This window comes from Martinezella sp. CNPSo 3890 (assembly GCF_057784455.1).
Genome location: NZ_JBXSOR010000012.1, coordinates 1 through 12,327, shown reverse-complemented (window position 1 = coordinate 12,327; position 12,327 = coordinate 1). Strand labels below are relative to the sequence as shown.

The following is a 12,327-nucleotide window of genomic DNA, read 5'->3' as shown; positions in this document are numbered from 1 at the left end:
CCGATGCTATTGCGCCTGCCCGACAAACTCGCTAAGAGACGGCCCCATTGAGATCACGCTTTTCCGGCTACCGAACCGGAAGGGCGATTTTGCATGTCGGGCTTTCCGCATTCGGCCGCCCGGCGCAGGGTACTGGTAGAGGCACATGGCACGCATCGTGATGAAATTCGGCGGGACCTCCGTCGCGGATCTGGACCGTATCAAGAACGTCGCACGCCATGTGAAACGCGAGGTCGATGCCGGTCACGAAGTGGCAGTCGTCGTTTCCGCCATGTCCGGCAAGACCAACGAACTGGTCGGCTGGGTCCAGAACATGCCGAAAGTCTCCGGCGCCAATCACTCGATCTACGATGCACGCGAATATGACGCCGTCGTGGCTTCGGGCGAGCAGGTCACCTCCGGCCTGCTGGCGATTGCGCTGCAGGCCATGGGCATCAACGCCCGTTCGTGGCAGGGTTGGCAGATTCCCATCCGCACCGACAATGCGCATGGTGCGGCCCGCATTCTCGACATCGACGGCGAAGACATGATCCGCCGCATGAAGGAAGGGCAGGTCGCCGTCGTCGCCGGGTTCCAGGGTCTCGGTCCCGACAATCGCGTCGCGACGCTCGGCCGCGGCGGTTCCGACACGTCGGCCGTTGCGATCGCCGCCGCCGTGAAGGCCGATCGCTGCGATATCTACACGGATGTCGATGGCGTCTACACGACCGACCCGCGCATCGAGCCGAAGGCGCGCCGCCTCAAGAAGATCGCCTTCGAGGAAATGCTCGAAATGGCGTCTCTCGGTGCAAAGGTGCTGCAGGTGCGCTCGGTCGAGCTCGCCATGGTGTTCAAGGTCCGCACTTTCGTGCGCTCTTCTTTCGAGGATCCCGATGCTCCGGGCATGGGCGATCTGCTTAACCCGCCCGGAACGCTGATTTGTGACGAGGAAGAAATCGTGGAACAGGAAGTAGTCACCGGCATTGCCTATGCCAAGGATGAGGCTCAGATCTCGCTGCGTCGTCTTGCCGACCGGCCGGGTGTTTCCGCCGCGATCTTCGGGCCGCTGGCCGAAAACCACATCAATGTCGACATGATCGTCCAGAACATTTCCGAAGACGGCTCCAAGACCGATATGACCTTCACGGTCCCCTCGGGCGACGTCGAGAAGGCGCTGCGCGTTCTTGGCGAAAACAAGGAAAAGATCGGCTACGACGTCGTCCAGAGCGAATCAGGTCTGGTCAAGGTTTCGGTCATCGGCATCGGCATGCGCTCGCATGCAGGCGTAGCTGCGACCGCTTTCAGGGCACTTGCCGAAAAAGGCATCAACATCAAGGCCATTACGACGTCAGAAATCAAGATTTCCATCCTGATCGACGGTCCTTATGCAGAACTCGCAGTCAGGACTTTGCATTCCTGCTACGGTCTGGATAAGAGTTGAGTCACGACTGCTGACGACGGACCGTGACGGAGGCGAGTTTCGGCCGGCCCTGACGTGGGCAAGACGGGCATGACATCTTGATTCGGGAGCTAGTGGCGCAATGAGAGACCTATCCGGCGGTCCACGCGTTCTGCTCAAGCGGCTACGCGAATTGATGGCGGAGCCGCTGGAGCCGCAGGAGCGCCTTGACCGGATCGTCCGCCAGATTGCCAGCAATATGGTTGCCGAGGTGTGCTCGGTCTATGTGCTGCGCGCCGACGGTGTCCTTGAGCTTTATGCCACCGAGGGTCTGAATAAAGAGGCCGTCCACCTTTCGCAATTGAAGATGGGGCAAGGCCTGGTCGGCACGATTGCCGCATCCGCCCAGCCGCTCAATCTTTCCGATGCACAATCGCATCCGGCCTTCCGCTACCTTCCGGAAACCGGCGAAGAAATCTATCACTCCTTCCTCGGCGTGCCGATCCTGCGCACCGGCCGTTCGCTCGGCGTTCTCGTCGTCCAGAACAAGGCGAGCCGCAATTATCGCGAGGAAGAGCTGGAGGCGCTCGAAACGACGGCCATGGTGCTGGCCGAGATGATCGCGACCGGCGAGCTGAAGAAGATCACCAAGCCTGGCCTGGAACTCGATCTCACTCGCTCCGTTACGATCGATGGCGACAGCTACAATGAAGGCATCGGCCTCGGCTATGTCGTGCTGCACGAGCCGCGCATCGTCGTCACCAATCTCTTGAACGAGGATGCCGACAAGGAAATCGGCCGCCTCGCCGAGGCACTCGGTTCGCTGCGCATTTCGATCGACGACATGCTGTCGCGCCGTGACGTGTCCATGGAAGGCGAGCATCGCGAGGTGCTTGAGACCTACCGCATGTTCGCGCACGACCAGGGCTGGGTGCGCAAGCTCGAGGAAGCCGTCCGCAACGGCCTGACCGCTGAAGCCGCCGTCGAAAAGGTGCAGAGCGACACAAAGGCGCGCATGATGCGCCTGACCGATCCCTATCTGCGCGAACGCATGCACGATTTCGAAGATCTGGCGAACCGGCTTTTGCGGCAGCTCATCGGACATTCAGGCCGTACCAGCGCCGAAGGCTTCCCGAACGATGCGGTCATTTTCGCGCGTGCGATGGGCGCGGCTGAACTGCTCGATTATCCCCGCGCCAATATTCGCGGCCTGGTGCTGGAAGAGGGCGCTGTCACGAGCCACGTCGTCATCGTGGCACGCGCCATGGGCATTCCGGTCGTCGGACAGGCGGTAGGTGTCGTTGCGCTGGCCGAAAACGGCGATCCGGTCATCATCGACGGCGACGGTGGTCATGTACACCTGCGGCCGATGGCTGATCATCAGCGCTCCTATGAAGAGAAGGTCCGGTTCCGTGCCCGTAGGCAGGAGCAGTTCCGGGCTCTGCGTTCCGTCGAGCCGGTCACCAAGGACGGACAGCGCATTTCGCTGCTGATGAATGCCGGTCTGCTGGTAGACCTGCCGCAACTTGCGGAATCCGGAGCCGAGGGCATCGGTCTGTTCCGCACCGAACTGCAGTTCATGATCGCCTCGACCATGCCGAAGGCGGATGAACAGGAAGCCTTCTATCGCAATGTCATGAAGCAGGCGGGTGGTCGTATCGTCACCTTCCGCACGCTCGATATCGGCGGCGACAAGGTCGTTCCCTATTTCCGGGCGCATGAGGAAGAAAACCCCGCGCTCGGCTGGCGCGCCATCCGCCTCTCGCTCGATCGTCCAGGCCTGTTGCGCACGCAGCTCAGGGCTATGCTCAGGGCGGCAGCCGACAGCGAATTGAAGATGATGGTGCCGATGGTCACGGAAGTCTCCGAGATCCGAGCCGTGCGTGAACTTCTGCAAAAGGAAGTGCAGCACCTCTCGCGCTTCGGGCACGGCCTGCCGCGCAAGCTGCAGTTCGGCGCAATGCTCGAAGTGCCCGCGCTACTGTGGCAGCTGGACGAGCTGATGGCGGAGGTCGATTTCGTCTCGGTCGGCTCCAACGACCTGTTCCAGTTCTCGATGGCTGTCGATCGTGGCAATGCCCGCGTTTCGGATCGCTTCGATCCGCTCGAGCGGCCGTTTCTGCGTATCCTGCGCGATATTGTGCGGGCTGGCGAACGCAACAAGACGCCGGTGACGCTTTGCGGCGAACTGGCGGGCAAGACGATTTCGGCCATGGCTCTGCTCGGCATCGGTTTCCGCTCGGTTTCGATGTCGCCGGCCTCGATCGGGCCGGTCAAGGCAATGCTGCTCGGGCTTGACCTCAAGGCCTTGTCCGAAGTCATGGAAGCCGCACTCGATGACAAGCAGCCGACGAGTTCCATGCGGGATATCCTTGTGCGCTTTGCCGAGAGCCACAATATTCCGCTTTAGCGCGCGATCCTGAAAAGCACGAAGCGGTTTGCAGGCGGGATCATGCGCATCACAACATCAAAGCAGAGATAATAAGAAGAATTGGAGTAGAGGGTGGCGAAGCTCCCTGTTGAAAAAATGCGCGAATTGGAACGCCGTTTCGGCGAGATCGAGGCGCGCATGTCCGCCGGCCCGGCCGCAGATGTCTATGTGAAGCTTGCTTCCGAATATTCCGAGCTGCAGCCGGTCGTGACCAAAATCCGCGATTACGAGCGCGCCCTTGCCGAGGCTGCCGATCTCGAAACCATGCTCTCCGACAAATCAGTCGATCGCGATATGCGCGATCTTGCCGAAATGGAGCTGCCCGAGGTTAAGGAGCGGATCGAGACGCTGGAAAAGGCGATCCAGATCGAGCTTCTGCCGAAGGATGCCGCCGACGAGAAGAGCGCGATCCTGGAAATCCGCGCCGGCACCGGCGGCTCCGAAGCGGCCCTCTTTGCTGGCGATCTATTCCGCATGTATGAGCGTTTTGCCGCCAGCAATGGCTGGAAGGTGGAAGTGCTTTCGGCGAGCGAGGGCGAAGCGGGTGGTTTCAAGGAAATCATCGCCACCATCAGCGGCAAGGGCGTATTTTCCCGATTGAAGTTCGAATCCGGCGTTCACCGCGTGCAGCGTGTGCCGGAAACCGAGGCGAGCGGGCGTATTCATACTTCTGCGGCGACCGTCGCCGTGCTGCCGGAAGCCGAAGAAATCGATATCGAGATCCGGCCTGAGGATATCCGCATCGACACCATGCGCTCTTCAGGTGCCGGTGGTCAGCACGTCAACACGACCGACTCGGCCGTGCGCATCACCCATCTTCCCTCGGGTATCGTTGTCACCAGCTCGGAAAAGTCGCAGCATCAGAACCGCGCCAAAGCCATGCAGGTCCTGCGGTCTCGCCTGTTCGACATGGAGCGCCAGCGGGCCGACAGCGAGCGTTCCGCCGACCGCAAGAGCCAGGTCGGCTCCGGCGATCGGTCCGAGCGCATCCGCACCTATAATTTCCCGCAGGGGCGCGTCACCGATCACCGCATCAACCTGACGCTCTACAAGCTCGACCGGATGATGGTGGGCGAGATCGACGAGGTGGTCGATGCGCTGCTGGCGGATTATCAGGCGAGCCAGCTCGCCCAGCTTGGCGAACAGGCATGAGTGGCGAGCAGGGGCCGACCGCATCCGAGCTCCTGCAGGAGGCGCGCACCCGATTTGCCGGGGCCGATCTCGACGATCCCGCCACGGAAGCACGCATTCTTGTCGGCGGTCTTCTGCATCTTTCTACAACCGGCCTCGTGACGCACGGTTCCGAGCCCGTATCCGAGGATGATGTGGTGATGATACGAGCGGCGATCGATCGTCGGCTCAATCATGAGCCGGTCTATCGCATTCTCGGCGAGCGGGAATTCTATGGTCTCTCGCTGCGGCTTTCGGCTGCAACGCTCGAACCGCGGCCCGATACCGAAATTCTCGTCGATACGATGCTGCCACATGTCAGGCGTCTTGAATCCCAGATCGGCAATATCCATATACTGGACATCGGAACGGGAACCGGGGCCATTTGCCTGGCCCTGCTTCATGAATGCCCTAAAGCAATGGGCGTTGGTTCCGATATTTCCAGCGAAGCGCTGGAAACCGCTCGCGGGAACGCGGAGCGAAATGGCCTGGCGGCGCGGTTCAGAACTGTGCAAGGGAGCTGGTTTGAAGCCATCCACGAACGTTTTCACGTGATTGTCTCAAATCCGCCCTATATTGCGTCTAGTGTCATTTCCACTCTCGCTCCAGAAGTAAAGGATTTCGATCCTCCCACGGCCCTTGATGGGGGCCTTGATGGGCTGGATGCATACAGGGCGATCGCAAAGGATGCGGCTCGATTTCTATATCAGAACGGTATGATTGGTGTGGAGATCGGCTACGATCAGCGTGAAACGGTGACTTCGGTTTTTGAAGGAGCAGGATTTTCCCTTGTCGAGGCGGTTCGGGACTACGGCCAGAACGACCGGGTTCTTGTGTTTGAATTTCAACATTAACGTGACATTTTGCAGCGGATTTGTGGAACCCCGTTGTTATCGCAAAGAAAAAGCTTGGATTTCCTGAGGAAGCAATATAGGTTGCGCTCACGCGTTGGGCGGCTGGGAATGAACGAGACGATTCGCTCATCTTGGACAGCCTCGGGGATCCGCTCTCTGATAAGAGTGTCAAAGGTTGAAGATAACCCAATGCGTGATCAGTTAATCTGACGTAGTCGAGCGGCAGACGAGCGCTAAAGCGCAGTTTGCTTGCGGCACGCAGGCCCCGGTTCGGAAGTATCCGACCCGCGGCGGCAGGTGCCGTGTATGATTTTATCCCAACGAAGAGAATTCAGGTGAAGGATCTATGAGGCCAGGACAGCAAAACAAGCGCGGTCGGGGGCGTGGTAATAACAACAACGGCGGCGGCGGAAATAACAACAACAATTTCAACCGCAAGGGCTCGAACCCGCTGACCAGGACTTACGACAGCTCCGGTCCCGATGTGAAAATCCGCGGAACCGCACAGCACATCGCCGAGAAGTACGCGGCCTTGGCCCGCGATGCTCAAAGCTCCGGCGACCGCGTCATGGCGGAAAACTACCTGCAGCATGCCGAGCACTACAATCGGATCATTGCCAGCGCCCAGGCCCAGATGCAGGAGCGCTACCAGCGCGACGATCATCACAATTACAACGACCGCGATAATGCCGAGCGCGATATCGACGATATCGATGCGCAGGAGATCGACGATCAGCCGCAGATGGCTCAGCCCCACGGTCGCCAGCAGCAGGCTGCTCCAGCGGTTGCTGCCGCTCCGGCCAGCGAGCCCGAGGTCATCAATGGCACCGGTCCGCAGCCGGTGATCGAAGGGATTCCGGCCGAAGTGGCGATCGAAGAGGAAACTCCGGCCGTGGCAGCCACCGAGCGCCAGCCGCGCCGCCGCAGTGCCGGCGGTAACCGTCCGCGCCGCCAGCCGCGCCGCAGCGCTGCCGGTGGCGACGGTGAGGGCGAAGCCGCTTCGGGCGAAGCTCCGGCCTTGGCGGACGCAACCTCGGAATAAGGCCCATACGCTTTCGGGCGCAGTCGACAGAAATTGAAACGGCAACGGCAGTGCGAGATGCGCTGCCGTTGCCGTTTTGCTATGGGCGAATGGAAAGGGCTGAATGGTCATCAGGTAGCGAGAGAGAAAGATTCGCTACCATCACCGCCGAAGCTGGGTTTAGCTGAGGGAACCGGCCAATAAGTCGGCGCGATTTGCCAACCAAACCCCGCGCTTTTTTCGCGTTTCGCACCCTTTAAACTCTTCAGATAGCCTCCCATATCTCCTCCAGTTGTCTTGCTGCAAATCTCAATGGCGGTAAGGCGGGGCTCGCCTCTAGAGGGGGCTCAATCTCAATCATCGGTCTGTGCCGGGTCCGGGCAGAGCGATTCATGGAGGTCTCATATGAATATTGAAAAATACTCCGAGCGGGTACGCGGTTTTCTGCAATCCGCCCAAACCAATGCGCTTGCACAGGGTAATCAGCAGTTCACGCCCGAGCACGTTCTCAAGGTGCTTCTGGACGACGACCAGGGCATGGCCGCCTCGTTGATTGAACGTGCCGGCGGCGACGCCAAGGCTGCCCGTATCGCCAATGATGCCGCGCTTGCCAAGCTGCCGAAGGTTTCCGGCGGTGACGGCCAGGTCTATCTCTCACAGCCGCTCGCCAAGGTTTTCACGACTGCAGAAGATGCGGCCAAGAAGGCGGGCGATAGTTTCGTCACCGTCGAGCGTCTTTTGCAGGCGCTGGCGATCGAGCCTACGGCGTCGACCTCGGCAACCCTGAAAAATGCAGGCGTCACGCCCGTCGCCCTCAATCAGGTCATCAATGATATCCGCAAGGGCCGCACGGCTGACTCCGCCAATGCGGAGCAGGGCTTCGATTCGCTGAAGAAATATGCTCGCGATCTCACCGCCGAGGCCCGCGAAGGCAAGCTCGACCCGGTGATCGGTCGTGACGACGAAATTCGTCGCACCATCCAGGTCCTGTCTCGCCGGACCAAGAACAATCCTGTGCTCATTGGTGAGCCCGGCGTCGGCAAGACGGCGATCGTCGAAGGCTTGGCGCTGCGTATCGTCAATGGCGACGTACCGGAATCGCTGAAGGACAAGAAGCTGATGGCGCTCGACATGGGCGCGCTGATTGCCGGTGCGAAGTTCCGCGGCGAGTTCGAAGAGCGGCTGAAGGCCGTGCTCAACGAAGTACAGTCGGAAAATGGCGAGATCATCCTCTTCATCGATGAAATGCACACCCTTGTCGGTGCCGGCAAGGCCGATGGCGCGATGGATGCATCCAACCTGCTGAAACCGGCCCTTGCGCGCGGCGAACTTCACTGCGTCGGCGCGACCACGCTCGATGAATACCGCAAGCATGTCGAGAAAGATCCGGCGCTTGCCCGTCGCTTCCAGCCTGTCATGGTTGAGGAACCGACGGTCGAAGACACGATCTCGATCCTGCGTGGCTTGAAGGAAAAATATGAGCAGCATCACAAGGTGCGCATCGCCGATGCCGCTCTGGTGGCTGCTGCAACCCTGTCGAACCGCTACATCACCGATCGCTTCCTGCCGGACAAGGCCATCGACCTGATGGACGAGGCAGCGGCGCGTCTGCGTATGCAGGTGGATTCCAAGCCGGAAGAGCTCGACGAGCTCGATCGTCGCATCATCCAGCTGAAGATCGAGCGCGAGGCGCTGAAAAAGGAAACCGACCAGTCCTCGGCCGACCGGCTGAAAAGACTGGAGGGTGATCTTGCTTCTCTCGAAGAGGAAGCCGATGCACTGACCGCGCGTTGGCAGGCTGAAAAGCAGAAGCTCGGTCTTGCCGCCGATCTCAAGAAGCAGCTCGACGATGCCCGCAACGAGCTCGCCATTGCCCAACGCAAGGGTGAATTCCAGCGTGCCGGCGAGCTTGCCTATGGCGTCATCCCCAATCTGGAGAAGGAATTGCACGCCGCGGAAGAGCAGGATAGTGCCCGCGATTCCATGGTGCAGGAGGTCGTTACCGCCGACAATATCGCCCAGGTCGTTTCCCGCTGGACCGGGATTCCCGTGGACAAGATGCTGGAAGGCGAGCGCGACAAGCTGCTGCGGATGGAAGACGAGCTGGCAAAATGGGTCGTCGGCCAAGGTGACGCCGTTCAGGCTGTGTCGCGTGCCGTTCGCCGCTCGCGTGCCGGCCTGCAGGATCCGAACCGGCCGATCGGCTCTTTCATCTTCCTCGGTCCGACGGGTGTCGGCAAGACGGAACTGACCAAGGCGCTTGCCCGCTTCCTCTTCGACGACGAGACGGCAATGGTGCGCATCGACATGTCCGAGTACATGGAGAAGCACTCCGTGGCGCGGTTGATCGGTGCCCCTCCCGGCTATGTCGGCTATGAGGAAGGCGGCGCATTGACCGAAGCCGTCCGCCGCCGGCCCTATCAGGTCGTGCTGTTCGACGAGATCGAGAAGGCGCATCCCGATGTCTTCAACATCCTGCTCCAGGTTCTGGATGACGGACGTTTGACGGATGGACAGGGCCGCACGGTCGATTTCCGCAATACGATGATCATCATGACCTCCAATCTGGGTGCCGAATATCTCACCCAGCTGAAGGACGGCGATGACAGCGATCTGGTGCGCGAGCAGGTGATGGAAGTCGTCCGGTCGCATTTCCGGCCGGAATTCCTGAACCGTATCGACGAGATCATCCTGTTCCATCGCCTGAAGCGCGATGAGATGGGCGCGATCGTGGACATTCAGCTCGAACGTCTGCTGAAGCTGTTGTCGGAACGCAAGATCACGCTCGAACTCGACGACGATGCCCGCCATTGGCTGGCCAACAAGGGCTACGATCCGGTCTACGGTGCGCGGCCGCTGAAGCGGGTGATCCAGAAATATGTCCAGGATCCGCTAGCCGAACAGATCCTGTCCGGGCAGATTCCGGATGGCTCGCTCGTCAAGGTAACCAGTGGTTCGGACCGGCTGTTGTTCCGCCCGCGTCAGGCGGTAAACGAAGCGGCATAAGCTGGCCGACCGAGTCAACGCAGATGGCGGTCTTCGGGCCGCCATTTTGCTATCGGCCGTAGCGTAGTGTTGATAGCTCAGCATGAAATAGGCCGAGCGGCCGAGGCTACTTGCTGGCGATTTGCTTCGTCTTCTCGTCGGTGAGCAGCGTATCGATGCGCTTGCGCTCTTCCTGGAATTTGGCGAGCGCATCGCCTTCCAGCGATTTGCCGCCGGGAAGGCGGATGCGTAAGGGATCGACCTTCGTGCCGTTGACGATCAGCTCGTAGTGCAGGTGGGGGCCGGTCGCCAGGCCCGTCGAGCCGATAAAGCCGATCACCTGTCCCTGCACCACCTTTGCGCCCGGCACGACGCCTTTGGCGATCGCGCTCTGGTGATTGTAGGAGGAGACGTAGCCATTGGCATGGCGGATCAGTGTCTGATTGCCGAAACCACCTGAATCCCAACCGGCTTTTTCGACGATGCCGTTGCCGGCAGCGATGATCGGCGTGCCGCGCGGGGCTGACCAGTCAACACCGGTATGCATGCGCGCAAAGCCTAGGATCGGGTGGCGGCGCATGCCGAAGCCGGATTTGAAGACGCCGGTGGGAACGGGATTGCGCAGCAGGAACTGCCGGATGCTCTTGCCATTCTCGTCGAAGTAGTCGATCGAATGATCGGTCGGATCCTCGAAGCGATAGAAGCGGGTGACGTTATCGCCGAATCTGGCGTTGACGTAGAGCAGTTCGGAATCGGCCGTCGCCTGTCCCTTGTCGTCGGTGACCGAGAAGAAGGCTTCCAGCGAATCCGTCGGTTTCAGCTGCGCCTGGAAATCGACATTGCTCGCAAGCAGCTTGACGATCTGTGCCACCATCTCCTTGGTCATGCCGTAGGAAAGGGCGGCGCGATAGATGCCGTCGTAGACGCTCGGCAGGTCGCGGCCGGCCGCAACAGCTGGCAAGTCGTTATCGAAGGCCGTGGCGATGGCATCGAGCATCGGCGGTGCACTGCCGGCGACGAATTCGCCGCGGTCGTTCTGCGCGATGGTGAGCAGATGTTTCGTGCCGCGATAGATGCTGGCGCGGATGATTTTCGCCTGCTCACCCTTCTGAAGGATGCCGATACGCAACACGTCGCCGGCGGAGACATCGGACGAACCGAAGAGCGGCTGGATCTTGGCTGCGACATCGTCCGCGTCAGCCTTCAGATAACCGGATCCGGTCAGCGCCGCGGCAATCGACATGTTTTCGCGGACGGGAATGATGTCGTCGGCAAATTCTTCCGTCTGCGCGGTCACGGCTTCCGGAGCGGAGACCGACATGTTCTCTTCAACGATGCGGGCCGCAAGGCCCGCCGTCAGATCGACGTCGGGATCGTCATTGGCGAAACGGCGCGGGTCGACATAATAGAGCGCCGAAAGCTGGGTATTGCCGTCCGCCAGCACCGAACCGTTGGAACGGACATTTTCTTCGACCTCATCGAGTGACATGGAGCCGGCGAGCTGGAAGGGAATATCCTTGGTGGGAAAGGCAATCGTCTTCAGGCTGACTTCGGATTCGACGTCCGATCCGTAGATGGCGCCGGTCTTGTTGGCGGGCTGCGGTATGTTTTCGTCGGCGGAAAAGATCGCCAGCGGATCGAAGGGAGGATAGCTTTCGCTGGCGATGCGATTGGTGGCGAGCGCGATCTTCACATGGGCGAAGGGCTGGCGGCGCACCACCTCCTTGTCGCCATCGCGCACAACGGTCGAAACTTCGAGAATATTGCGGTCGGACGGCTTCGAGGCGATCGCGGTGGAAATCAGCCGGCCGCCGCGGGTGACCTGGTCGTCGGTGGCATTATGATTGTCCGATGTCGCGTAGGCTTCCGCGGGGATCGCCAGCTGCTGGCGGCCGTCAAGTGCGGCAAACAAGGCCACGCCCATCAGGATACTCGACGTCAGGCCTGTCAGAAAGGTGCCGGAAAGCCAACGGAGAGACACTTCGCGCCGATCCGGCGCCCGCCGGCCATCGGCCAGGATAGGCGGCTCGTTGCCGAGCGATCGGAGCATCATCTTGTCCGTCATCATGCCGATCGTGATCCGCTTCCTTCATGCGAGCCGCAGGCTGGGGGCGAAGATGTGCATATTTATGACAGGGGTGTCAAATCAACCGGGCGTTTTTTGCGGCGATCCATATGCTGTTTCCCATAAAATGGCAGGCTCGCTGATGAAGATGGGGATGCAGAAAAGCGGTTTTGCGGCTTGTTCCGTCATCGTGCAGGCGGCCCGACGCTTCATCCAGGATATCTGTGGGTGTTTTTGCAGGCTATTTTCGATGACTACAGGGCATCTTCACAAAACTCACATAAGAATCAATTAGTTATTTGTTTTTTGATTTTTTTCAAAATAGGCCTGTTGACTATATCGGGTTGGGGGGTCTATAAGCCCGATCACTGACGAGGGCGGCGGCGCTGCTGGCGACGAAGTCTCTCGCTCTGGTGTTTCCTT

Annotated in this window: 8 protein-coding genes; 7 read left to right on the top strand and 1 reads right to left on the bottom strand. The window is 60.2% G+C overall.

Annotated elements, in window-relative coordinates; all coding sequences use genetic code 11:
- The first annotated feature begins 145 nt into the window (after nt 1-145).
- The 6 genes from AC13RC_RS23690 (at nt 146) to clpB (ending at nt 9,860) form a co-directional block, all read left to right on the top strand.
- Nucleotides 146-1,420 carry an aspartate kinase gene (locus tag AC13RC_RS23690; protein ID WP_069612962.1) on the top strand — a complete coding sequence of 425 codons (1,275 nt, stop codon included), beginning with the start codon at nt 146-148 and terminating at the stop codon, nt 1,418-1,420.
- A gap of 100 nt (nt 1,421-1,520) precedes the next feature.
- Entirely contained in the window at nt 1,521-3,788 is a 2,268-nt protein-coding gene (ptsP, locus tag AC13RC_RS23685; RefSeq protein WP_488558606.1) for a phosphoenolpyruvate--protein phosphotransferase, read from the top strand.
- Nucleotides 3,789-3,881: 93 nt separating this feature from the next.
- Complete coding sequence (prfA, locus tag AC13RC_RS23680; RefSeq protein WP_069612964.1) at nt 3,882-4,961, top strand: peptide chain release factor 1; 1,080 nt, start codon at nt 3,882-3,884, stop codon at nt 4,959-4,961.
- Nucleotides 4,958-5,833: a peptide chain release factor N(5)-glutamine methyltransferase gene (gene prmC, locus AC13RC_RS23675; protein WP_488558605.1), complete on the top strand. Its 876-nt coding sequence runs from the start codon at nt 4,958-4,960 to the stop codon at nt 5,831-5,833. The genes prfA and prmC overlap by 4 nt, the downstream gene beginning before the upstream one ends.
- Before the next feature lie 346 nt (nt 5,834-6,179).
- Nucleotides 6,180-6,875: a DUF4167 domain-containing protein gene (locus tag AC13RC_RS23670; protein ID WP_095435959.1), complete on the top strand. Its 696-nt coding sequence runs from the start codon at nt 6,180-6,182 to the stop codon at nt 6,873-6,875.
- Between the two features lie 384 nt (nt 6,876-7,259).
- Nucleotides 7,260-9,860, top strand: coding sequence for an ATP-dependent chaperone ClpB (gene clpB / locus AC13RC_RS23665; protein ID WP_112723644.1), 2,601 nt, complete (start codon nt 7,260-7,262; stop codon nt 9,858-9,860).
- Between the two features lie 106 nt (nt 9,861-9,966).
- Here the strand turns inward: clpB and AC13RC_RS23660 are convergent, their stop codons facing one another.
- A complete protein-coding gene (locus AC13RC_RS23660) occupies nt 9,967-11,907 on the bottom strand; it encodes a M23 family metallopeptidase (protein WP_145636231.1) in 1,941 nt (646 codons plus the stop codon).
- Between AC13RC_RS23660 and AC13RC_RS23655 the strand changes: the two genes are divergently transcribed.
- Nucleotides 11,894-12,199 carry a hypothetical protein gene (locus tag AC13RC_RS23655; RefSeq protein WP_269244463.1) on the top strand — a complete coding sequence of 102 codons (306 nt, stop codon included), beginning with the start codon at nt 11,894-11,896 and terminating at the stop codon, nt 12,197-12,199. The two genes, AC13RC_RS23660 and AC13RC_RS23655, sit on opposite strands and share 14 nt — an antisense overlap.
- The last annotated feature ends 128 nt before the right edge of the window (nt 12,200-12,327 follow it).